Below are 22,415 nucleotides of genomic sequence, written 5' to 3'. Positions count from 1 at the left end.
CAGCCGGGCCGAGTGTCGCCCCGCTCCCCAGCCGGGTCGAGCTGGGAGAGCGGGAGCGCCTGCCACCCTCGGCGTACGGGCCGCCGACGGGCCGCCTCAGTTGTCGCAGGCAGACCTGATCCGGTCGCCGGCGCTCATCAGGCTCGTGCCGGCCGAGAGCTGCGGCGGTGCGCCGCGGCCGTCGCGGTCCATCGTCGTCAGCTGCTGGCTGAGCTGCTCGAGCGCCGTCGCGGCGTCGTTCGCCGCGGACTCGACGTCGTTGTCGCCGGAGTCCCGGCCCTCCTGCCTCATCGTGGTGGCGCTGCTGTAATAGGTGTTGGCCAGCCCGTTTGGATCATTGGTCTGTGCAACGCCGCTCTGGCTGACCTGCGTAATCGTTTCCTGGAGCTTGTCGCAGGCGGTCTTCTTGTCGTCGTTGCCGCACGCGGCCACGGACGCTGCCATTGTTGCGGCGACAGCACACATTCCGGCGATCCGTATCGGTGTTCTGCGCATCGAACTCGACTCCTTTCGGGGGCTGGCGACGAGCTGCCGTGGCCCGTCGTTATGCGGGTCAAGATCTTTCGGGCACCTCCTTGGATCCGAAAACATCATGCATCACTGTGCGTGTTCGTCACATCACTTTCGGGTTAGGTCTCAGAATCGCCGCGCACATACCGCCGCGAAATTCATTCGCGTCGATTGACGTACCGATCGGTGACCTATTCGGCGGTGGCGGACATGGCACGCCGGGAGGTGCCGCCCCGCCCGGCCGGCGGGGCGCGCCGCAGCGAGGCGGCCATTCCGGCGACCGTCATCGCGCCGAGCACCAGCAGCGCGACGCGGCAGCCGGCGGTGAACGCGTCCAGCGTGTGCCCCGGAAGCGAGGACGGCGTCCCGGCGTACGCGGCCTTCTTCGCGGATGCGGTCAGCGGGCTCGTGATGATCGCCAGTGACAGCGCGACGAGCGCCACCAGGCCGAGCCCGGTCAGCGCGAGACCGCCGGTCGACAGCACGCGCGCGCTGTAGCGGTGGGCCAGTCCTCCGGCGATCGGGGAGGCGAGCATCATGCCCACCGCGACCGGCACCACGCGGAGTCCGGCCTGGAACGGATCGACCCCGTCGGCCGCCTGGAGGTACAGCGAGATCAGCAGGACCACGGCGAACCTCGCCATCGACAGCAGGAACGCCGCGAGGTAGGCCATGGAGCGTTCCCGGTCGGCGAACATCCGCAGGTCGACCAGCGGGTAGCGACGGCGCGCCTGCACGAGCAGGAACACCGGAGTCGCCACGGCGAAGGCGGCCGCCCCGGCGACCACCGGCGCACTGGTCCAGCCGAGCGCGCCGCCCTCGGAGAGCACGAGCACGAGGGTGCCGAGGACGACGAAGGACAGCGCGGCGCCGACGAAGTCGAAGGGCTCGCGTGGTTCGTCGCTCCGCGGTGACCTGCGCAGGCTGATCACGGCCCAGACCAGGCCGAGCGCCCCCGTCGGCACGTTGAACCAGAAGACCGCGCGCCAGCCGAGGGTCGTGGCGAGCAGGCCGCCGAGCAGCGCCACGGTGGGCAGCGCCACGTCCAGAGTCGAGGTGTTGGCACCGGAGAGCAGCACCCCGATGCCGGTGACCGAGAGCACGCGCCACGCGTACCGCCGGTCGCCGGAAGTCTGTGTCATGGACCTTCGCATCGTACGTTCGCGGGCGGATTGAGGGCCTTGACGAGGCTGTCCACCCACTTTGTCCGTCTCTCGCCCGGCCCTTCGCGGATGGACTCCACCACGAGGAGCCGCGCGTGGGAATATCGAAGGACGCCTTAGTAGTTTAAGTTTCAACCACTTACGCGATAGGAGCCCCATGAACGTGCGGCCTGAAATCAACGTGCGCCGGGCGGAGGAGCGGTTCGCGACGAAGATCTCGTGGCTCGACTCCAAGCACTCGTTCTCCTTCGGCCATCATCACGACCCGGGCAACACCCACCACGGGTTGCTGCTGGTCAACAACGACGACGTGGTCAAGCCCGGGACCGGCTTCGAGACGCATCCCCACCGGGACATGGAGATCGTCACCTGGGTGCTCCGTGGTGCGCTCGTCCACCAGGACTCCGAGGGGCACAACGGCGTCATCTACCCCGGACTCGCGCAACGGATGAGCGCGGGCACCGGGATCCTGCACTCGGAGAAGAACGACCGGCCGGCCGAGGCGGGCCGGGACGCGCCCTCCGAGCCCGTGCACTTCGTGCAGATGTGGGTCGTGCCCGACGAGGCCGGCATCGCGCCGGGCTACGAACAGCTGGAGATCGAGGACGAACTGCTGCGCGGCGGCCTCGTGCCGGTCGTCTCCGGCATGGCCCGGCACGAGAACCGGTCCGCGATCCGCATCAGGAACAAGTACGCGGCACTGCACGTGGCCCGGCTGGCTCCGGGACAGAGCGTGGAGCTGCCCGAAGCGCCGTTCCTGCACCTGTTCGTGCCCCGCGGCGCCGCCTCGCTGGAGGGCGCCGGCGACCTGCGCGAGGGCGACGCCGTACGTTTCACCGCCACCGGCGGGCAGCGGCTGACCGCGACCGAGCCGGCCGAGGTCCTCGTCTGGGAGATGCACGCGACCATCGCCGCGTGACGGCGGTCGCCGGACGCCCGCCGCGCCGGAGCGCGTACGCCGGGATCACCCGGCGTACGCGGTGGAGACGACGAGGCCGATCAGGCAGCACGCGACGGCCGCGGCCGCGATGGCCACCACGGTCCAGTGAAGGGCTCCCCCGGCCGGACGATCATGAGCTGGGCGCTGATGCATGGCGGTGCCTCCGGAATCGGTGTCATGGCCGGTTGAACGAACCGACTCCGGAAAATGTAGAGAAAGACAGCTTAATAAAGAATGAAGTGACCCATAAAAACGAACTTTAGGCGATTCGACCCGATGGAGAGTCGTTTTCGTGTTCTGGGGTAGGGAAGGTCGCCATGGACATCGACTTGAGTGGACGCAGGGCGCTCGTCAGTGGCTCGACCAAGGGGATCGGGCGGGCGATCGCCAAGGGCCTGGCCCGCGCGGGCGCGGCGGTCGTGGTCAACGGCCGCGACGAAGGCGGGGTCACCAGGACGGTGGACGAGCTGCGATTGGAGGTCCCGGGGGCCGAGGTCAGTGGCGTGGCCGCGGATCTGGCCACCGCCGAGGGCGCGGCACTGCTGTTCGAACGACTCCCGGAGGCCGACGTCCTCGTCAACAATCTCGGCGTGTTCGGGCCACAGCCCGTGCTGGAGATCGACGATGACGAGTGGCGCCGCTATTTCGAGGTCAACGTGCTCTCCGGAGTCCGGCTGGCGCGCCATTATCTCCCTCGAATGACCGAGCGGGGCTGGGGTCGCGTGCAGTTCATCGCGAGCGACTCGGCCATTGTCACTCCCGCCGAGATGGTGCACTACGGGATGACGAAAACAGCGCTACTGGCCGTTTCGCGCGGTTACGCGAAGGCGGTCGCCGGCACTGGCGTGACGGTCAACACGGTCGTGGCGGGGCCGACCCACACCGAGGGCGTGGAGGACTTCGTGGCCGACCTGGTGGGCACCGAACTGCCTTGGGAGGAGGCGCAGCGGAAGTTCATGGCCGAGTACCGGCCGAACTCCCTGCTGCAGCGGCTGATCGAGCCGGACGAGATCGCCAACATGGTCGTCTACCTCAGCTCCGAGGCCGCCTCGGCGACGACCGGCGGCGCCGTACGCGTGGACGGGGGCTACGTGGACAGCATCCTGCCGTGAGGCACAGGTCCGTGGTGGGGACGGGCCGCCGGGCCGGTCGCCCCATGACTTGATCACCGGCCGGTAGTGATCACCACCGGCCCTGGCAAAAACGCATCACCGGGTCTCCTCTCCGCGGGCGCGGCCGTGATGACGTCGATCGTTGACACACTCCGAAGGAGTTCACATGATCACGTCGTTCGGCAAATACGCCGTGGCCGTCGCCGCGGCCCTCTCGGCCGGTGGCCTCGCCACCGTCGCCGCCCCGGCGCCCGCGAGGGCCGCCGGCTTCACCTCGGCCTACACGTGCACCGTCCCGATGCTCGGGTCACAGACCGCCGTCCTCAACGGCTGGCTGAGCTCTCCGGAGCACATGGGCGTCGGCAGGCCGGCCGGTTTCCAACTGCACATCGCGAGCCTGAGCGTGAGCACTCCGATCGCCATCGACTCCTGGACCGCCTCCGCGTGGGTCGACGTCAGCGGCACGGAGAGCTCGTCGTTCCAGTTGACGGGCTCCGGCGGCTTCGTCGCCGCGGGACAGCCGCTCTCCGGCGACCTCTCAGGCGACTGGGCGCCATCCGTACGCGGGCCCCATGTGCTCAGCGTCAGCGGCCTCACGATCACCGCGAACACGCCGGCCACCGGGGACGTCACCGCGGAGTGCACGGCGAACGAGCCCCGGCCGGTGGCCGCGACCCTGATGGCGCACAACGGCGGCTACTACCCGGGATGGAACAGCCCGGTCGTCGCGCCGTACCCGGTCGGGTGGGCCGGCCCGTACCGCCCGGGATGGCACCGTCCCATCGTCCTGCCGCCGTACCACGGCGGCTGGCACCACCATCACTGAGAGCACGCGCGCCTGTTAACGCGTGGCTTTAGGAGGAACGGCGATGGCGGGCCGGCGAGTGGCCCGCCATCCGCTTGAACGCGTCGCCGGAAGCACTCTCGGAGCCGTGACCGAACTCGGCGGCGACGGAGCCGACCGCGCGCTCACCAGCGCGGAGGGCACGTGCGACATGCGCGGCGGACGGCGCGGCCTCGGCCGAACGGCCGAGGCGATCAACGGCAAGTCGGCTCTCCCGGCCGAGGCAGGTGACGGGTCCCGCCGGCGACGATGAAGGTCGTCGAAGCCTGAAGAACCGGGAGTGTGACAGCCATGTCGACCAATCGCCCGCGCAGCACCTGGTGGCGCCGCGTCCCGCGGTCGCGTACCGGAGGGTCGGTCACGATCGTGGCCCTGGCGGTGGCGTTCGCCGCCGGCGTGTACGCCCTGGCCACAGGCGTCTACACGACGACGCCCGGCGTGATCCTGGAGATCGTGGTCGTGATCCTGCTGGCCTGGAGCATCATCTCCGTGAGCGCCAGGCTGGCCGCGCTGCGGAGCACGAGCGAACGCCGCTGACGCCTCGCGGCGGGTGCCGGCGGCCCCGTCTCGCCCGGAACGGCGCCGTTGACGGAAGCGTCCCGCAGGTCACGGCGCCACCGGAGGCCGGGCCGGATCCGGACGCGTACGGGCCGCCTTCCAGCCGAACCCGAAACCGCGGCCGAGGACGGTGAAGACGCGGCGTACACCGCGTCCCGGCCTGACCGGCGCCCGCCCCTGACGCGTGGAACCGCAGCTCCGCGCCCCCATCGCGCGTTGACCCTGCCCCGAAGGAGATGTCAGGGCGTGCCCGCCGTTCGGCTCGGCGAAAGTCACCCGATCATTCGGCCTGCTCCGAGCGTCGAAAAGGTACCGGCCCAACAAGGCGGTTCCGGGATTTCCGGCATGTTGGGCGGGTGCTTTGCGAGGTACGGTCATAAGCCAGCGTGAAGAGGGCGGGGCTTCGGGTGGAGAGTCAGCGACGTACGGGTACAGGGCGGCCGCTCCGGCCCGACGACCCCGAGAGAGTCGGGTCCTACACGATCCTGGGGCGGATCGGCGAGGGCGGCATGGGGGCCGTCTATCTCGGGCGCGGCCCCGACGGCCGCCAGGTCGCGATCAAGGTCGTACGCCCGGAGCTCGCCCACGACCCGGGATTCGTGGCGCGCTTCCGTGAAGAGGTGACCAACGCCCAGCGGGTGGCGTCGTTCTGCACCGCGCAGGTGCTCGACCACGGCGAGTCCGCCGATCGCGCCTACATGGTGACCGAATACATCGACGGCGTCTCGCTGAAGGACTACGTCAAGGAGCACGGCGAGCTGTCGCCCGGCATGCTCCAGGGCGTGGCGGTCGGCGTGGCCGCCGCCCTGGTCGCCATCCACGCCGCGGGGCTGATCCACCGTGATCTCAAGCCCGCGAACGTGATGCTGTCCTACTCCGGGCCCCGCGTCATCGACTTCGGCATCGCACGTGCGCTGGACGTCGCGTCCGGTCTCACGATGACCGGCCAGCTCGTCGGCAGCCCCGGCTGGATGGCGCCCGAGCGGATCCTGCAGCAGCAGGTGACGACGGCGGCCGACATCTTCTCCTGGGGCTGCCTCGTCGCGTTCGCCCAGAACGGGATCAACCCCTTCGGCACGGGCGACTTCTCGGTGATGTCGGCCCGGCTGCTGCACGGCGACCCCCAGGTGGGAGAGCTGCCCAGCCCGCTGGACCGGCTGGTGCGGGCCGCGCTGGACAAGGAACCGCGCAACCGTCCCACCGCCAGGGACCTGCTGCTGACGATGGTCGGCGGTGAGAGCAGCGAGGCGGCGGTACTGGGCACGCTGACCGCGTGGCAGTCGCCGGTCCCGCTGGCGCCGCGCGGTGCCACGCGCGTGATGGGCGAGTCGACGCGGGAGGCGCCCTCGCCCGCCGGTCCTCCCCCTGCCGGTCCTCCGGCGGGCTCACCGCCGGACGCGGCGCGCGGTTCCGGGCCTCCGACGGCGTACGGCACCCCCCTCGAGTCCGGGCCTCCGACGGCGTACGGCGACCGGCCGCCCACCTCTCATGACGCCGGGCCCCCGACCGCGTACGGCGGCGGGCCGGTCCCTCGTGGCGCCGGGGCGTTCGGCTCGGCTCCCGCGACCGTGGCGGCGGGTTCTCCGCTCGAGTCACCGACCCGGCCGTCCGGCCCCGGCACGCGTCCGCCCACGGGACGGCCTCCCGAGCCCTCCGGCCGGCCGGGTCAGGGCCGAGGCGGACGCCGGGCGGTGCTGGCCGGTGCGGTGGTGGTCGTCCTCGCGGCCGGCGCGGTGACCGGCTGGCTGGCCTTCCGCCCGGACGACAAGAAGCCGAGCGGGACCACGACGGCGGCGGGCCCGGCTCCCCTGCCGGACGACCCGCTGGTGGTGCGCATCGACCGGCAGCCCGGCTGGCCGGACAAGTGCTACGGCAGCATCGGGAAGCTGGTCCCCACGACGGCCAAGGCGAGCTACGTACTCGCGAGGAATGACACCTGCGACATCCTGCCCCGGTGGTCACCGGACAGAAAGAAGATCGCCTTCACCCGGTCCACCGGCCTCGCCGTCAACGAGCTGTGGGTCATGAACGCCGACGGTTCCGGGGCCGCCATGGTGACCAACCAGATGTCCGGCCGGAGCCGGGTCGCCTGGTCACCGGACGGGAAGAAGATCGCGTTCGTCGCCAAGGCCGGCACGGGACGCCAGATCGACGTGGTCGACGTCGCCGCCCCGCATTCGACGCTGCGGCTCACGACCGACGATGCGTTCAAGGACGACCCCGCCTGGTGCGGGAGCCGGGTGGCGTTCTGGAGCAGGAGGACCGGCGGCCTCCAGACGATCTTCACGGTCGACGCGGCCACGCCCGGCAAGGGCCGTGTCCAGGTGACGCACGTGGACCACGACGTCAACGACCCGTCCTTCTCCCCCGACTGCAAGCAGATGGCCTACACCGACCAGCCCACCAAGGACACCCGGCACATCTGGATCACCACCGCCGACGGCAAGGGCACGGCGCGTCAGCTGACCTCCGACAGCACCCGCGACATGGACGCCACCTGGTCACCGGACGGCACCTGGATCGCGGTCGCCCGCGGCGCCACGGCGCTCCCGAGCATCTGGGCGATACGTGTCTCGGACCGGCACGAACAGCGGATCTCTCCCTCGCAGGGGAACATGGCACATCCTGACTGGTCCTGAGGGGTGCCGGTACGGACGCCAGGGTAGATCCAGAAGATCTGGTGTCCGGGGGACTGGAGTGACAGGGACATGGCCGACGACAAGGCGCAGTGGATCGGCGAAGAACCTTCGGTGCTCGTATTCGACGTCAACGAGACGCTGATCGATTTCGAGTCGCTGGGGCCCCTGTTCGAGAGGGTCTTCGGCGACAGGCGCGTGCTGCGCGAGTGGCTGGGCCACCTGATCATGTACTCCATGACGATCACTCTGTCCGGCCTCTACGAGGAGTACTTCACCCTGGGCCAGGGGCTGCTCCAGATGGTCGGCGACATCCACGGAGTGGAGGTCAAGCCGTCCGACGTCGAGGAGCTCAGGACGGGAATGCTGACGATGCCCGCGCATCCCGACGTCGAGCCGGGCCTGCGGCAGCTGAAGGACGCGGGCTTCCGCCTGGTGACGCTGACGAACTCCCCGCCCAACCCGAAGGGCAAGAGCCCGCTGGAGCATGCGGGTATCGCGTCCTTCTTCGAGCGGCAGTTCACCATCGACACCGTCCGCGCCTACAAGCCCGCGCCGCAGGTCTACCACATGGTGGCCCAGGACCTGGGCGTACCGGCGTTCTCGTGCTTCATGGTCGCGGCACACGTGTGGGACACGGTGGGGGCCCAGAGCAACGGCTACACCGCGGGACTGGTCACCCGGCCCGGCAACGCCCCGCTGCCGGTCCGCTCCCTGCCGCAGCCCAACATCGTCGCACCGGACCTCCCGGCCTTGGCCTCGGAGCTCATCAGGATCTGGCGCTAGACCCTCATTGCCTGACCGCCGCTCGTTCGCCCGCCGCGCGGGAGATCCACCACGCCCGCTCCCCCGGCCCTCACGCCTCTTGACCGGCCCGGCGCAACGGCCCCCTGCGGCACGGGGGCGCGCGTCGTTCGTGGCTTATGCGCGGTACGCCGGGGCCGTACATGAAGGGCCCCAAAGCGGGTAGGCGCGTTGTTCGACGCGGACATCGCGGCTCGCGACGGCCGTGTCACAGACGGCATCGAGCCCCGACGTCGTCGAGAGGAGCACACGGCATGCCGAGTTACCTGCGCGAGGCCTCGCGCAACCCCTTCGTGTTGAAGATCTCCCTCCTGGCCGCCCTCGGCGGGCTGCTGTTCGGCTACGACACCGGTGTCATCTCCGGTGCTCTGCTCTACATCAAGAAGGACCTGCACGCGGGTGATCTCGCCCAGTCCTGGATCGTCGCCGGGCTGCTCGTCGGCGCCGTCGTCGGCGCGCTCGCCGGAGGGCGCCTGGCGGACCTGATCAGCAGGAGATGGACGCTGCTGATCTCCGGCATCGTGTACGTCGCGGCGGCCCTCGCGGCGGCGTTCGCCCAGTCGTCGGGCCAGCTGGTCGCGGCACGGATGGTCCTGGGCCTGGCCGTCGGCGCGGCCTCGGCGGTGGTGCCGCTCTACATCGCCGAGCACACGCCGCCGAAGATCCGCGGCGGCACCGTCTCGTACAACCAGCTGATGGTGACGGTGGGCATCCTCGTCGCGTACCTCATCGACTTCGCGCTCCGCAACGTCGGCTCGAACTGGCGCTGGATGCTCGGCATCGGCGCCCTGCCGGGCGTGTTCCTGGTGATCGGCATGCTCTTCGTGCCCTACTCGCCGCGCTGGCTGATGCAGAAGGGCCGCCGTGACGAGGCGCGCGAGGTGCTGCGGCGTACGCGCAGGGGCGAGGACGTCGAGGAGGAACTCTCCGAGATCGAGTCGGTGCTGGCGGAGGAGCGGAGCTCGGGACTGCGGGCGCTGCTCCGGCCCTCCCTGCGGCCGATGCTCGTCATCGGGATCGGCCTGGCCGTCATCCAGCAGGTGGTCGGGGTGAACACCGTCGTGTACTTCTCACCGACGATCCTCACCTACACCGGCCTGCACGCCAACGACGCGATCGCGCAGGCGCTGTCGGTCGGCATCACCAACGTCGTGTTCACGATCATCGCCGTGCTGCTCCTGGACCTGGTCGGCCGCCGCGCGCTGCTCATCGCCGGCACCATCGGGCTCACCGTCGCGCTCCTGACGCTCGCCGCGTTCTTCGCCTTCGACTGGAAGGACTCGGCGCCCTGGGTGGCGCTGGTCGCGCTGGTGCTGTTCATCGCGTCCTTCGCCATCGGGCTCGGCCCGGGGTTCTGGCTGATGATCTCCGAGATCTTCCCGCTGGGCGTCCGTGGCTCGGCGATGGCCGTGTGCAGCGTGTTCAACTGGGGCGCCAACTTCTTCGTGTCGTACTACTTCCTGCAGCTCGTCGACGGCATCGGCAAGGCGTGGACGTTCAGCCTGTACGCCGTGATGGGCGTCGTGGGCATCGTCTTCTTCCTCACCAAGGTGCCGGAGACGAAGAACCGCACGCTGGAGGAGATCGAACGCGACCTGGGCGCCCCGGCGTCCGGGACGAACACCCGGGAGCAGACCGCCTGACCCGGCCGCCCCGGGGTGTGTCCGAACCGGACGTGCCTCGGGGCTGGCACACTTTTAGAAAACCATTCTAGAATGCTCGTCGCATCCAAGGGGGTGCCAAAGCTCCACAGAAGGGGCGACGATGCCCACCGACCAGCCCGCGGCGGTCCCCAAGGCCATTCCGAAGCCGACCCCCGAGACGCGGCCGTTCTGGGACGGCGCCGCCGCCGGAGAGCTGCGCGTCCAGCGCTGCCTCGCCTGCCTGCGGCACTACTTCTATCCGCGTCCGGTCTGCCCGCACTGCGGCACCTCCGACGTCGAGTGGGTCACGGTCAGCGGGCGGGCCACCCTCTACTCCTACGTCATCAGCCACCGCCCCGCGCCGGGCTTCGCGGAGGACGGCCCGTACGCGATCGCCGTGGTCGAGCTCGAAGAGGGCGTACGGATGATGACGAACATCGTAGGCATCGAGATCACGCCGGAGAACCTCGAGCTGGACATGCCGCTACGCGTGGTCTTCGAGCCGCGCGGCGACGTCCACGTGCCGCTCTTCGCGCCGGCCGCCGCGCCGGCCACTGGGGGCGAGCGATGAGCACGGACATCGTCATCGTCGGCGCGGCCGAGACCGACGAGATCGGGCGGCTGCCGGACCGTTCGGTGTTCGAGCTCCACCTGGAGGGCGCATGCAACGCGCTCGCCGACGCGGGCCTGACCAAGGACGACGTCGACGGGGTCGCGACGGTCGGCACGCCCGGCCCGGTACAGGTCGCGCACGCCCTCGGCATCACCCCGGCCTGGCTGGACGGCACGTCGGTCGGCGGCACGTCCTTCCTGTTCCACGTACGGCACGCGCTGGCGGCGATCAGGGCCGGGCTGTGCCACACGGTGCTGATCACGCACGGCGAGTCGGGCCGGTCGCGGGTCGGCGCTCCGCCGCGCGCGTTCGGACGGGACTCTCTGCCGGGCCAGTTCGAGCTGCCGTACGGGACCATGGGTCCGGCGACCACGTTCACGGTCACGGCACTGCGGTACATGAAGGAGACCGGCCTCACCCACGAGCAGCTCGCCTCGGTGGCGGTCGCCCAGCGCAGATGGTCCAGCCGCAACCCACGCGCGGCAATGCGCGACCTGGTCACGGTCGAGGACGTGCTCGCCTCGCGGCTCGTCGCCTATCCGTTCCACCTGCTCGAATGCTGCCTGGTCACCGACGGCGGCGGGGCGCTGGTCGTGACCTCGCGCGAGCGTGCCGAGGCACTCGGCACCCGCAAGCCACCGGTGTACGTGCTGGGATCCGGCGAGTCGGCGGAGTCTCCCATCATCTCGCAGATGGAGGACTTCACCACGTCGCGGTCGTTCCGGCTCTCCAGCCAGGCCGCGTTCGCCGACGCAAAGATCACCCATGCCGACGTCGACCACCTGATGATCTACGACGCGTTCGCCCACGTCCCCATCTACGGGCTGGAGGACATGGGCTTCGTCGGGCGCGGCGAGGCCGGCGCGTTCATCGAGGAGGGCCACACCTCGCCGGGCGGACGGCTGCCGATGAACACCAACGGCGGCGGCCTGTCATACACCCACACCGGCATGTACGGCATGTTCGCGATGCAGGAGTCGATCCGCCAGCTGCGCGGCGAGGCGGCCGCGCAGGTGCCGGACGTCGAGGTCGGCGTGGTGCTCGGCAACGGCGGGATGTTCATGTCGGCCGCCACTCTGGTCCTCGGCAACCGGCGGTCCTGATCCGGGGGTAGACGCCCGCCCGCAGCCTCCGCGGGCGGTGTTACCGGTTCCGGCACCGCGGGCGCGGTGCCATGAGTGAGCGGAGCGGCTAGTGGCAGATCGAAGATGGCGTTCGGCCATCGCCTGTATCGCACTGGCGACGGCGGTGCCCCTGCTGCCGGCGACGGCGGCGTACGGGTCGGCATCGCATTCGCGGTTGACCATCGAGTCCGTCTCGAACCCCCGGCCGCAGTTCGTCAGCGGCGGCCAGGTGCTGATCCGCGTCGTCCCGGCGGGCTCGCGGCCGACGACCGTCAGCGCGAACGGGCACGACGTGACCTCGGGCCTGCGCCGGCAGTCCGACGGCAGCCTCCTCGGGGTGGTGGGCGGCCTGCGGGAGGGCGCCAACACGCTGGAGGCCCGCCAGTCCGGCGACCACGCCTCCCTGCGCGTCACGAACCACCCCATCACCGGGCCGGTGCTCTCCGGCCGCCAGCAGCTTCCGTTCTACTGCGAGACCCAGGCGTTCGGGCTGCCGGCGGCGTCGCAGCCGTTCTGCTCCGCGCCCACCCAGGTGAGCTACCAGTACCGCACGACGGCGGGCGCGTACGCGCCGCTGGCCGACCCGTCCAGCCGCCCCGCGGACCTGGCCACCGCGACGGTGAACGGCGCCAAGGTGCCCTACATCGTGCGGGTCGAGCGCGGCACGATCGACCGCGCGGTCTATGAGATCGCGGCCCTGTACGACGGCGCCGCGCCCTCCCCGGTCGCCCCGGACAGGAGCTGGAACGACCGGCTCGTCTACACCTTCGGCGGAGGCTGCAACGCCGGCTACCACCAGGGCAGCGGGACCGGCGGCGTGCTGAACGACCTGTTCCTGGGTCAGGGCTACGCGGTCGCCTCCTCCACCCTCAACGTGCTGGACAACAACTGCAGCCCGATCATCTCGGCCGAGGCGGCGATGATGGTCAAGGAGCACTTCGTCGAGACGTACGGCCCGGTCGCCCACACGATCGGCTGGGGCGGCTCCGGCGGTGCCATCCAGCAGTACGACATCGCCGAGAACTACCCGGGCATCGTGGACGGCATCATCCCCGGCGTGTCCTTCCCCGACCCGCTGAGCACGGCCGGCCCGGTCTCGGACTGCCGGCTGCTGGACCGTTTCTTCGCCGGTCCCGGCACCGCGTTCACCGACGCGCAGAAGAAGGCCATCGCCGGGTTCAACGACTACACGACCTGCGTGTCCTGGGACCAGACCTTCGCCAGCCGGTCCACGGCCACGGACAGCTGCAACGCGGCGATCCCGGTGTCCGCGCGCTGGGACCCGGTCACCAACCCGGGCGGCGTCAAGTGCAACTCCAACGAGCAGTTCGTCAACCAGCTCGGCCGCGACCCGCGTACCGGGTTCGTCCGCAGCCCGCTGGACAACGTCGGCGTCCAGTACGGACTGGCGGCGCTGAAGGCGAAGGCGATCACACCGGCCGAGTTCACCGCGCTCAACACCGCCATCGGCGGCCTGGACTACACCGGTAAGCCGGTGGCACAGCGCCTCGCCGCGGACCCGAAGGCACTGAACACGGTGTACGCCGACGACCTCGTCAACGCGGCGTCGCAGGGCCTGCGGCAGACCCCGATCATCGACCAGCGCACGGACCTGGACTTCGCCGGGCCGGGCAACGACATCCACACGACGGAGTGGTCGTTCGTGATGCGGCAGCGGCTGCTGCACGCGAGCGGCACCGCGGCCAACCAGGTCATCATCGAGAGCGACCCGACCACCGCCGAGGCGACCGCCGCGGCGGTGTACGAGTTCGGCGCCATGGAACGCTGGCTGACCGCGATCGACGCCGACCACTCGGGCCGCGACCTGCGGCACAAGGTCGTCGCCGACCGCCCGTCCGACCTGGGCGACGGCTGCTACCTGTCGGCGACCGAGCGCATTCGCGAACCCCTCACCTACCCGGCCGGCGGGCAGTGCGGGGCGAAGTACCCCGTGGCCGCCAACACCCGCATGGCGGCCGGGGAGAGCCTGTCGATGGACGCCATGAAGTGCGCGCTGAAGCCGCTGAACTTCCGCGACTACCCGGTCACGTTCACGGCCGAGGAGCAGAAGCAGCTGCGGTCGACGTTCCGCACGGGTGTCTGTGACTACAACCGCCCCGCCGTCGGTCAGCGCAGGCCGATCGGCACCTGGCTGAGCTACAAGTAGGTCCCCGGGGTGGCCCTCACCGGCTGCGGTGCGGGCCACCCGTCGGATCGGGCTCTGTCAGTCGCGGTCCGAGTCGAGGACCGCGATCTCGACGCAAGCCGAGCCTGTGTCGTTGCTCGGACTCGCCTTGCGCCATTCGAGGTCGTCTAGCTGTGGTGTTCCCATAGCTCCTCTGCTGTCTTGAGGATCAAGCCTCGGGACATGTCCTCAGGTAGGGCCGCGCGACTGATCGACTCCCAAGACGCAGTGACCGTGGCGATGTCGTCCGTGCGCGTGCTGACCACCCCGCCTAGGGCCGTGAACCACGTCGGGTAGGCGGGCTCGTTCTTCCGAAAGTCGAGCGTACGGACCAACACGCCATCGGTGCTGAGTTCCCGATCGGCCGCCTCGGCGAAGTCAGGCATCGCCGGGACCTGCCCGGTCTCTATTGAGCTGATGAGCGAGTCCGAGCAGTAGAGGCGTGCCGCCAACTCTGCCTGCGTGAGCCCGGCGCGGTTCCGGTAGTGCTTCAGCTCGCGCCCCCAGATCGCCTGTGGCGTGTTCGGCGGCTCTTCCATACGCGACCCCTTATGTCCGGCTCCAGCGGACTCCAGCTCGACGGGCGGCGACTCCAGCCATCCGAATCGCAGCCTGCTAGACGTGGTCACGGGGCCCCACCCGAGCCCGGACTCTCTTGGATCGCAGACCTGTCGCAGCTCTCGGTTCTGATCCGGCGCTACCCGGACGAGGCGAGGCGCATGGTCGACGCGGCGTTCTCGATGACGCCGCCCCGGCCGGTCAACCGCTTCGCGGCGTCACGGTGGCGCGGGTCGAGAACCACCTAGCGCGGGGCGCGCGGGCTCCGCGACCCAGGAATGGGCGACCGTCCAGGTCTGCCGGGCCGCCGACCGTCAGGTGCGCCAGGTGATCAGCGCGTCCAGGGCCTCGATCCGTGAGCCGCGTACCAGGAGCGGGTTGATCTCCAGGGACTCCAGGTCGTCGCCCAGGCCATCGGCCAGGGCGCAGACGCGGGCGACGGTCTCGGCCACCGCGTCCAGGTCGGCGGGTTCGGTGCCGCGGGCGCCCTGGAGCAGTCCGGCTCCGCGCAGTTCGCCGAGCGCCTCCCGTACCTCGGCGGCGCCGACCGGCAGCAGCCGCAAGGCGGAGTCCTTCAGGACCTCCACCCAGACGCCGCCGAGGCCGACCGCCAGGACCAGGCCCCAGTTCGGGTCGCGCACGATGCCGACCAGGAGTTCGACACCGCCGTGCCGCTGCGGCTGGACCAGCGCGCCGATCCCGCCGGCGGCCGCGCGGATCTCCCGGTACGCCCGGCGTACGTCCTCGGCCGACGTGAGGCCCAGCCGTACGCCGCCGACGTCGCTCTTGTGGCCCAGCCCCTCGGCGGCGGCCTTCAGCACGACCGGATAGCCGAACCCGTCGGCCGCGGCCACGGCGGCCGCCTCGTCCGGCACGAGCTCGGACGGCACCACCGGCACACCGTGGTCCGCGAGGAACGCCGCCGCAAGATGCTCGGCCCACGTGCCCGTACCGGTCACGGCCGTGCCTTCACCGGTCACGACCGGCGCCACCGGCACCGGCCGCGGTGACACCTGGGCTCGCGCCCGCGACCATCGCACGGCGGCGCCGATGGCGGACATCCCGTGCTCGATGCCGCCGACAACGTGCGGGTACCCGGTGCGCTCCTGGAGCGTGCGCGCGAACGCGCCGACGTCCGTCAGCACGTTGGCGACGATGACGACCGGCCGCGGCGACTCGCCGATGAGGCGCGTGCTGGTCTCGTACAGGCGGAAGACCGGCTCGGGGTCGGGCGGCTCGATCCTCGGCAGGTCCGACAGCAGCATGACGACGTCGATGCCCGGATCCTCGGCCACGATCCGCAGCGCGCGGCCGAGCAGTGTCCGGTCGACGACGACGTACCCGGTCACGTCCAGCGGGTTCGCCGCGCTGCCGAACTCCGGCATGATCTCGGTGAGCCGTGCGACGGTCTCCTCGGCGAAGGGCGGCAGTTCGAGCCCCTCGTCCTGGGCCCGGTCGGCGATGATCTCCGAGGCGCCGCCGGACGGGGTGACCACGCCGAGGCGTGGGCCGGGCAGCGGCCCGGACGAGGCGAGCAGTCCCGCCGTGATGATCAGATCTTCGAGCGACCGCACGCGTACGACGCCGAGCCGGCCGAACGCCGCGTCGATGACGGCGTCGTCGCCGACGAGCGCTCCAGTGTGCGCCTGCGCGGTACGCGAGGCGAGCCCGCTCCGGCCGATCTTGAGCGCGACGATCGGCTTGCCCGCCTCCAGCGCCCTGCGTGCCGCACGGGCGAACTCTCCCGGCCGCCGGACCGACTCCAGGAAGAGCGCGATGACCTTCGTCGCCGGATCGTCCACGAGATGGTCGATCACGTCGGTGACCGAGACGACGGCCTCGTTGCCCATCGAGGTGAGCAGGCTGAGGCCGATGCCGCGTGCCTGGCTGAAGGCGAGCACGGAGCTGGCCAGCGCGCCGCTCTGCAGCACGACGCCGACCGAGCCGGACAGCAGCGGCGGCGGGATCGGCAGGCCGTACGGGGTCACGGAGGTGGCGGCGTTGATGAAGCCGTTGCCGTTCGGGCCGAGCACGGTGAGCCCGTTCGCCCGGCAGCAGTCGGCCAGCTCCCCCTCCAGCTCGCGCCCCTCCGGACCGGTCTCGCCGAAGCCCGCGGTCAGCACCACGTAGTTGCGGATGCCGAGCCGCGCGCCCTCCTCCAGCACGTCGAGGACGACGGCGGTCGGCACCATGACATAGGCGAGGTCGACCGGCCCGGGGAGGTCGCTCAGGCTCCGGTACGCCCGCCGGCCGTGCACGGTCTCGGTACGCGGGTTGACCAGGTAGACCGGCCCGTCGAAGCCGTGCCGGTCCAGGTTGGCCAGCGTGTTCACCGACCAGCCCGACTTGTCCGTGGCACCGACCATGGCGATCGAGGCCGGGTTGAACAGCGCGCGGACCCCCGGCGCCGGGGTCACTCCCCGATCCCGCCGAGGCGCACGTGACCCTTCAGGAGGTTGCGGGCGATCGTACGGCGCTGGATCTCGTCGGTGCCCTCGTAGATGCGCAGCAGGCGCAGCTCGCGGTACCAGCGCTCGATCGGCAGCTCCTTGGTGTAGCCCATGCCGCCGTGGATCTGCAGGACGCGGTCCACGACCTTGTTGGCCATCTCGGCACCGTTGAGCTTGGCGATCGAGGAGGCGTGCCGGGCGTCCAGGCCCTGCTGTACGCGCCAGGCCGCGTACAGGGTGAGCCACTTGGTCGCCTCGATCTCCACCTGGGAGTCGGCGATCTGCCACTGGATGGCCTGGTACTCCCCGATCAGGTGGCCCATCGACTGGCGGATGTTCGCGTAGTCGATGGCCATCTGCAGCAGGCGCTCGGCCGCGCCGATGGCCCGTGCCGGGATCATGAAGCGGCCGTTCCTGATCCAGGCCATGGCGAGTTCGAAGCCCTTGCCGACCTCGCCGAGGATGTTGTCGTTCGGCACGCGTACGTCGTCGAAGACCAGCGACGCGGGGCCCCACTGGCCCATGGTCGGGATGGGCTCGGACTTCCAGCCCATGTCGCGGTCGACGAGGAAGCAGGTGACACCGGCGTCCGGTACGACGGCGAAGACCATGACGAAGTCGGCCTCGTTGCCACCGGTGATGAACGTCTTCTCACCGTTGATGATCCAGTCGCCGCTCGCGTCCTTGACGGCGCGGGCGGAGATGTTGCGGGCGTCGGAGCCCGCGCCGGGCTCGGTGATGGCGAAGCAGGACCGCCGCTCGCCCTCGATGGTCGGGATGAGGTAGCGCTGCTTCTGCTCGTCGGTGCCGGCGTAGAGGATGTTGTCCGCGCTGCCGCCGAAGCTGAAGGGCACGAACGTGCGCCCGGTCTCGATGGTGAGGATGGCCGACATGAGAGGACCCGCGTCCAGGCCGCCGTACTCCTCGGGGGTGTTGATCCCCCAGAACCCCGCCTTCCTGGCCTTCGACTGCAGCTCTTTGATCACGTCGGCGCCGAGTCCGGGCCGGCCCGCGCGCTCGTTGCGCAGCACCTCGTCCTCGAGAGGGATGACCTCTTTGCCGATGAAGCTGCGGACGGTGTCGCGGATCTGCCGCTCCTCGTCGCTGAGCGAAAAGTCCACCATGGGCCGGGCCCTCCACGGGAATTAGTTTCTAGAACGTGACTCTAGAACCAGCGTGCCCCTCCCCTCTGGGCGTGTCAAGAGCAGCAAGGACGGGCGCGGACCCCTGCGGGAGGATTTTGGAATACGGTTCCGTAATCTGAGTGGTACGACGGCGCGGAGGCGAATCTCGATGGCACGCAAGACGAACACGCGCCCGAGCGCGAACGCCTGGCAGTGGAGCCGTACGGCGGAGACGCGCCGGGGGATGCTGGCGGCGGCGCGCGAGGTCTTCACCGAGCGGGGCTTCGCGGACGCGAGCGTGGCCGACGTGGTCGAACGTGCCGGATCCAGTGTCGGGAGCCTCTACCACCACTTCGGTGGCAAGGCCGAGCTCTTCCTCGCGCTCTGGGAGGACCACCAGGACGCGCACGAGGAGGCCGCCTCGGCCGCGGTCGCGGCGCTAAGGGAGGCGGGTGAGACCAACCCGCTGGAGCTGTTCATCGCCGGCGCGCAGGCGTTCCTCGAAGGCTCCTGGCAGCGCCGCGACCTCGTACGGCTGCTGATGGACGGTGACGGGCCGCCGGGGTTCGAGCTGATGCGCCGGACGCGCAACCGCGAGTGGGTGCGGCAGAACGCCGTGCTCCTGGGCGCCGGCACCGATCCGGTGGACCGGGTCACCGTCGCGGTGCTGACCACCGTGATCGGCGAGGCCGCCCGCGAGGTCGCCGCCTGCGAGACCAGGACCGAGGCGGACACCGTGGCCGCCGCGGCGATCCGCCTCATCCGCCGCCTGGACCCCCTCGTCGAGGACGAAGAGCCCTGACGGGTGCTCCGGCTCGCACCCCCGGACGAGCCGGAGCCTCCGGGCGCATGGAACGGGGTGGAACGCCCCTGTGACATAGGGTCCGCGAGATCGTCTCGCCTAGGGAACGCACCGTCTCCGGTGTACCGGACCCGGACAGGGGAGAACCATGCGCACGATCTGTTCGATGACGGCGATACCGCCGGCGGGTGTGCTCGCCGCACCCGTCCTTGCCCTGACCGGCCGCGGCGGCTTCAGCGGGCACCGGCATCGCGGGCGGTGACAGCATCGGTGGCCCGTCCCCCGCGTCCGGCAGCACCGGATGCGGGGGACCTGTCATTTCCTCAGGTACGCGGGTGGGGTACACGGCGTGGTCGCGGAACCCACCGTGGACACGTCCCTCGCGCAGGGCGCATGGAACGGGGTGGAACGCCCTTCAAGGAGAGGGTTCGCGAGATCGTCTCGCCTGGGGAACGGACCGTCTCCGGTGTATCGAACCCTCACAGGGGAGAACCATGCGCAAGATCTGTTTGATGGCGGCGATGCTGCTGACGGGGGTGCTCGCCGCACCGGCCTCGCCGGCCCACGCCGCGGCCACCTGCGGCGGCCTGGCGGTCACCATCACCGGCACCGCGGGCGATGACACCATCACCGGCACGCAGTTTCCCGACGTGATCTCGGCCGAGGCCGGCAATGACGTCGTGTCCGGGCTCGGTGAGGCGGACGTCGTCTGCCTCGGCCCCGGCAACGACGTCTTCAACGGCGGCGCCGGTGACGATCTCGTGGTCGCCGACGCCACCGCCGACGGCGCCGACACCATCATCGGCGGGGACGGCCGGGACCGGGTGGACTACGGCGCACGGACGACGCAGGTGAACGTCAGCCTGGACGGCCTGGTCAACGACGGCGCGGCGGGCGAGGGCGATTCCATCGGCGCGGACGTGGAGTCCCTCAGTGGCGGCAGCGCCGGCGACGTGCTGACCGGGAGCCCGTCCGGCGGCCTGCAGATCCTCGGCAACGACGGCAATGACACGATCAACAGCGGCGGTGGTGGTTTCTACCAGCTCGTCGGCGGCGCGGGTGACGACTTCATCAACGCCGGTACGAGCACGGACGCCGTCAGCCTCCTCGGCGGTGACGGCGACGACACCATCACCGGAGGAGCGGGCGACGACACCCTCTCCGGCAAGGCGGGGACCGACACCCTCAACGGGGGCGGCGGCAACGACCGTCTCGCCGGGGACGACAATCCCAACGACACCGTCGGGGGTGCCGACACGCTCAACGGAGGCGCCGGCGACGACATCCTCCAGGGCCACGCCGGCAACGACACCCTCCAGGGCGGCACCGGCAACGACCAGATCGACGCGGGAGCCGGCAACGATGTCATCGTCGGCGGCCCGGGCGATGACCGCATCGACGGCAGCGACGGCGACGACCAGTCGATCGCCGAGTCCACCCCGGACGGAGCCGACGTCTTCTTCGGCGAGGCGGGCACCGACACGATGTCCTACAGCCTGCGAACCACCGCGGTCGCCGTGACCCCGGACGACCGCGCCGACGACGGCGCGTTCAACGAGGGCGACAACGTCGCCAGCACCGTCGAGAACATCACCGGCGGCCAGGGCGGCGACTTCCTCTTCGGCAACGACCTGCCGAACAGGCTGTTCGGTGGCAACGGCAGCGACTCCCTCAACGCGGTCGACGGCGTCTCCGGCAACGACGTGGTCGACGGCGCCCAGGGGACGGGCACCGACACGTGCACCGCCGACCCGGGGGACACCATACGGAACTGCCCCTGATCCGGCGTCACCGGCGGGCGCGCGCGGCGCGTCCCCCTCTGGAGTCCCCCGCGTCCGCGAACCGGACGTGGGGGACCTGTCGTCTCTCAGGTACGCGGGCCGGCGGGATACGCGGCGTGGTCGCGGAACTCGCCGTGGACACGTCCCTCGCGCAGGGCCGCGGCGAAGTCGTGCGGGCCGTCGAAGTCGGGCATCTCCACGTACGCGGCGCCGATGCCGTACGGGTCGTGGGCGTCCGAGCCGGCCGCCCCCGGCAGGTCGTGCCCGGCCGCGAAGCGCTCCGCGCGCCGGTTGTCCTCCTCTTCGGCCATCTTGGCGTTGAAGACCTCGACCACGTCAAGCGCGCCCATCGCGCGCAGGCGCTCCAGGCCCTCGGCGCCCAGGCTCGTACGCGAGGCGTCGAACGGGTGCGGGGCGTACACCAGGCCGCCCTGCGCGCGCACCCGTCCCGCCGCCTCCTCCAGCGGCAGGACGTACGGCACGCGCTCCGTCAGGAACAGCCCGATGATCTCGCCCGCGTGGGTGCGAATCTCCTCGCCGACGACGACACGGGCGCCGATCTCCCTCGCCAGCGCTTCGCGGGCGCCGGCGAGGGTGTGGTGGTCGGTCACGCAGACGACGTCGAGGCGCTCCTCGCGTACGCGTGCGGCCAGCCGTTCGACGGTCGTGACGGCGTCGCCGGAATGGACGGTGTGCAGGTGGCAGTCGACCCGCACCCGTCTCACCGGAGTGTCGCCCGGCCCCGGTCGATGACGACCGTCCCGTCGTCCTTCGTCGTGCGGAACAGCGCGGTGTCCCCGTCGGCCCAGATCGAGACGGTCAGCGACTCCCCCGGCAGCACCGGGCTGCTGAACCGGCCCGACATCGAGGCGAACCGCGCCGGGTCGGAACCGGCCAGCGTGTGCAGCAGGGCGCGGCCGGTCACGCCGTACGTGCACAGGCCGTGCAGGATCGGGCGGTCGAAGCCGGCGCGCGCGGCGAAGGCCGGGTCGGAGTGCAGCGGGTTGCGGTCGCCGGAGAGCCGGTAGAGGAGCGCCTGCTCGGGTCGCGTCCCGTACGTGACCTGGTGGTCCGGCTTGCGGTCCGGGACCGCCCATTCGTCGCGCGGTCCACGGTCGCCGCCGAACCCGCCCTCGCCGCGGATGAACGCCGAGCCGCGCGAGGTGATGACGGGCTCGCCGGAGTCCGGGTCGACCGCGGTCGACTCCGTGACGACCAGCGCGCCCTTGCCCTTGTCGTAGATGCCCGTGACCTTCGAGGTCGCGCGTACCGTGCCCTCGGCGGGCAGCGGCCGGTGCAGCTCGAACGCCTGCTCGGCATGGACCAGCATCGCCGGGTCGAAGTCGCCGATGCGCCGTGCGCCGGGGACCTGGGCGAGCAGCACCGCGTACGTCGGCAGCACCTGCTGGGCCACCCCGCCGGTGTTCTCGGTGGTGAAGGCCAGCTCGTGGAGCGGGTCGTCGATCCCGGCGCCCACGCCGACGGCGTACAGCAGCGCGTCCTTGGAGGTCCAGGAGCGGTCAAGGGGTGCGGACTCGACGCCGATCGCGCCGTGGTCGAGTGCCATG

Annotated in this window: 22 protein-coding genes; 13 read left to right on the top strand and 9 right to left on the bottom strand. The window is 70.7% G+C overall.

The annotated features are described in order from the left end of the window. Positions 1–96 precede the first annotated feature (96 nt). Positions 97–495 carry a hypothetical protein gene (locus tag FB559_RS30110; RefSeq protein ID WP_141959915.1) on the bottom strand — a complete coding sequence of 133 codons (399 nt, stop codon included), beginning with the start codon at positions 493–495 and terminating at the stop codon, positions 97–99. A 206-nt stretch (positions 496–701) separates the two neighbouring features. Then, the gene (locus FB559_RS30105) at positions 702–1,652 is read right to left on the bottom strand and encodes an MFS transporter (RefSeq protein WP_185792458.1); all 951 of its coding nucleotides are present in this window, start codon (positions 1,650–1,652) and stop codon (positions 702–704) included. 178 nt (positions 1,653–1,830) lie between these two features. On the opposite strand from FB559_RS30105, the gene FB559_RS30100 reads away from it, so the two are divergent. After that, positions 1,831–2,592: a pirin family protein gene (locus tag FB559_RS30100; RefSeq protein WP_141959911.1), complete on the top strand. Its 762-nt coding sequence runs from the start codon at positions 1,831–1,833 to the stop codon at positions 2,590–2,592. A gap of 45 nt (positions 2,593–2,637) precedes the next feature. Here FB559_RS30100 and FB559_RS46330 read toward each other — a convergent pair whose 3' ends face one another. Beyond that, positions 2,638–2,766 carry a hypothetical protein gene (locus FB559_RS46330; RefSeq protein WP_281286303.1) on the bottom strand — a complete coding sequence of 43 codons (129 nt, stop codon included), beginning with the start codon at positions 2,764–2,766 and terminating at the stop codon, positions 2,638–2,640. A 164-nt stretch (positions 2,767–2,930) separates the two neighbouring features. On the opposite strand from FB559_RS46330, the gene FB559_RS30095 reads away from it, so the two are divergent. From FB559_RS30095 to FB559_RS30055, 10 genes are all read left to right on the top strand, one after another. After that, positions 2,931–3,725, top strand: coding sequence for an SDR family NAD(P)-dependent oxidoreductase (locus tag FB559_RS30095; protein ID WP_141959908.1), 795 nt, complete (start codon positions 2,931–2,933; stop codon positions 3,723–3,725). Positions 3,726–3,891: 166 nt separating this feature from the next. Continuing rightward, positions 3,892–4,551: a hypothetical protein gene (locus FB559_RS30090; protein ID WP_141959906.1), complete on the top strand. Its 660-nt coding sequence runs from the start codon at positions 3,892–3,894 to the stop codon at positions 4,549–4,551. 106 nt (positions 4,552–4,657) lie between these two features. Beyond that, entirely contained in the window at positions 4,658–4,822 is a 165-nt protein-coding gene (locus FB559_RS44185) for a hypothetical protein (RefSeq protein WP_185792457.1), read from the top strand. A 38-nt stretch (positions 4,823–4,860) separates the two neighbouring features. Next, the gene (locus FB559_RS30085) at positions 4,861–5,106 is read left to right on the top strand and encodes a hypothetical protein (RefSeq protein WP_141959904.1); all 246 of its coding nucleotides are present in this window, start codon (positions 4,861–4,863) and stop codon (positions 5,104–5,106) included. A gap of 428 nt (positions 5,107–5,534) precedes the next feature. Next, complete coding sequence (locus FB559_RS30080; protein ID WP_246122186.1) at positions 5,535–7,766, top strand: protein kinase domain-containing protein; 2,232 nt, start codon at positions 5,535–5,537, stop codon at positions 7,764–7,766. A gap of 69 nt (positions 7,767–7,835) precedes the next feature. Beyond that, the gene (locus FB559_RS30075; RefSeq protein ID WP_141959902.1) at positions 7,836–8,549 is read left to right on the top strand and encodes a haloacid dehalogenase type II; all 714 of its coding nucleotides are present in this window, start codon (positions 7,836–7,838) and stop codon (positions 8,547–8,549) included. A gap of 272 nt (positions 8,550–8,821) precedes the next feature. Next, the gene (locus FB559_RS30070; RefSeq protein ID WP_141959900.1) at positions 8,822–10,210 is read left to right on the top strand and encodes a sugar porter family MFS transporter; all 1,389 of its coding nucleotides are present in this window, start codon (positions 8,822–8,824) and stop codon (positions 10,208–10,210) included. 121 nt (positions 10,211–10,331) lie between these two features. Further along, positions 10,332–10,781 carry a Zn-ribbon domain-containing OB-fold protein gene (locus tag FB559_RS30065; RefSeq protein WP_141959898.1) on the top strand — a complete coding sequence of 150 codons (450 nt, stop codon included), beginning with the start codon at positions 10,332–10,334 and terminating at the stop codon, positions 10,779–10,781. Then, positions 10,778–11,926 carry a thiolase C-terminal domain-containing protein gene (locus FB559_RS30060; protein ID WP_141959895.1) on the top strand — a complete coding sequence of 383 codons (1,149 nt, stop codon included), beginning with the start codon at positions 10,778–10,780 and terminating at the stop codon, positions 11,924–11,926. The genes FB559_RS30065 and FB559_RS30060 overlap by 4 nt, the downstream gene beginning before the upstream one ends. Positions 11,927–12,017: 91 nt before the next feature. Beyond that, on the top strand, positions 12,018–14,114 hold the full coding sequence (locus FB559_RS30055; protein WP_221640241.1) for a DUF6351 family protein: 2,097 nt from the start codon (positions 12,018–12,020) through the stop codon (positions 14,112–14,114). 57 nt (positions 14,115–14,171) lie between these two features. On the opposite strand, the gene FB559_RS46880 is transcribed toward FB559_RS30055, so the two are convergent. The 4 genes from FB559_RS46880 to FB559_RS30035 form a co-directional block, all read right to left on the bottom strand. Next, complete coding sequence (locus tag FB559_RS46880) at positions 14,172–14,279, bottom strand: DUF397 domain-containing protein (protein ID WP_141959893.1); 108 nt, start codon at positions 14,277–14,279, stop codon at positions 14,172–14,174. Continuing rightward, positions 14,261–14,671 (bottom strand): helix-turn-helix domain-containing protein, encoded by a 411-nt coding sequence (locus tag FB559_RS30045; protein ID WP_141959891.1) that lies wholly within the window; start codon positions 14,669–14,671, stop codon positions 14,261–14,263. Before FB559_RS30045 ends, FB559_RS46880 begins: the two co-directional genes overlap by 19 nt. A gap of 333 nt (positions 14,672–15,004) precedes the next feature. Next, positions 15,005–17,107: an acetate--CoA ligase family protein gene (locus FB559_RS30040; RefSeq protein ID WP_246122184.1), complete on the bottom strand. Its 2,103-nt coding sequence runs from the start codon at positions 17,105–17,107 to the stop codon at positions 15,005–15,007. Continuing rightward, positions 17,104–18,264 carry an acyl-CoA dehydrogenase family protein gene (locus FB559_RS30035; protein ID WP_221640240.1) on the bottom strand — a complete coding sequence of 387 codons (1,161 nt, stop codon included), beginning with the start codon at positions 18,262–18,264 and terminating at the stop codon, positions 17,104–17,106. The genes FB559_RS30040 and FB559_RS30035 overlap by 4 nt, the downstream gene beginning before the upstream one ends. 169 nt (positions 18,265–18,433) lie before the next feature. Between FB559_RS30035 and FB559_RS30030 the strand changes: the two genes are divergently transcribed. Continuing rightward, positions 18,434–19,066, top strand: coding sequence for a TetR/AcrR family transcriptional regulator (locus FB559_RS30030; RefSeq protein WP_141959889.1), 633 nt, complete (start codon positions 18,434–18,436; stop codon positions 19,064–19,066). Positions 19,067–19,560: 494 nt separating this feature from the next. Then, complete coding sequence (locus FB559_RS30025) at positions 19,561–20,847, top strand: calcium-binding protein (protein WP_141959887.1); 1,287 nt, start codon at positions 19,561–19,563, stop codon at positions 20,845–20,847. 86 nt (positions 20,848–20,933) lie between these two features. Here FB559_RS30025 and FB559_RS30020 read toward each other — a convergent pair whose 3' ends face one another. Both FB559_RS30020 and FB559_RS30015 read right to left on the bottom strand, forming a co-directional pair. Continuing rightward, a complete protein-coding gene (locus FB559_RS30020; protein ID WP_141959885.1) occupies positions 20,934–21,563 on the bottom strand; it encodes a CehA/McbA family metallohydrolase in 630 nt (209 codons plus the stop codon). Between the two features lie 5 nt (positions 21,564–21,568). Continuing rightward, positions 21,569–22,414, bottom strand: coding sequence for a MaoC/PaaZ C-terminal domain-containing protein (locus FB559_RS30015; protein WP_141959883.1), 846 nt, complete (start codon positions 22,412–22,414; stop codon positions 21,569–21,571). Position 22,415: the final 1 nt, after the last annotated feature.

Source organism: Actinoallomurus bryophytorum (genome assembly GCF_006716425.1).
GTDB lineage: Bacteria > Actinomycetota > Actinomycetes > Streptosporangiales > Streptosporangiaceae > Actinoallomurus > Actinoallomurus bryophytorum.
This window is presented reverse-complemented; position numbering and strand designations above follow the sequence as displayed.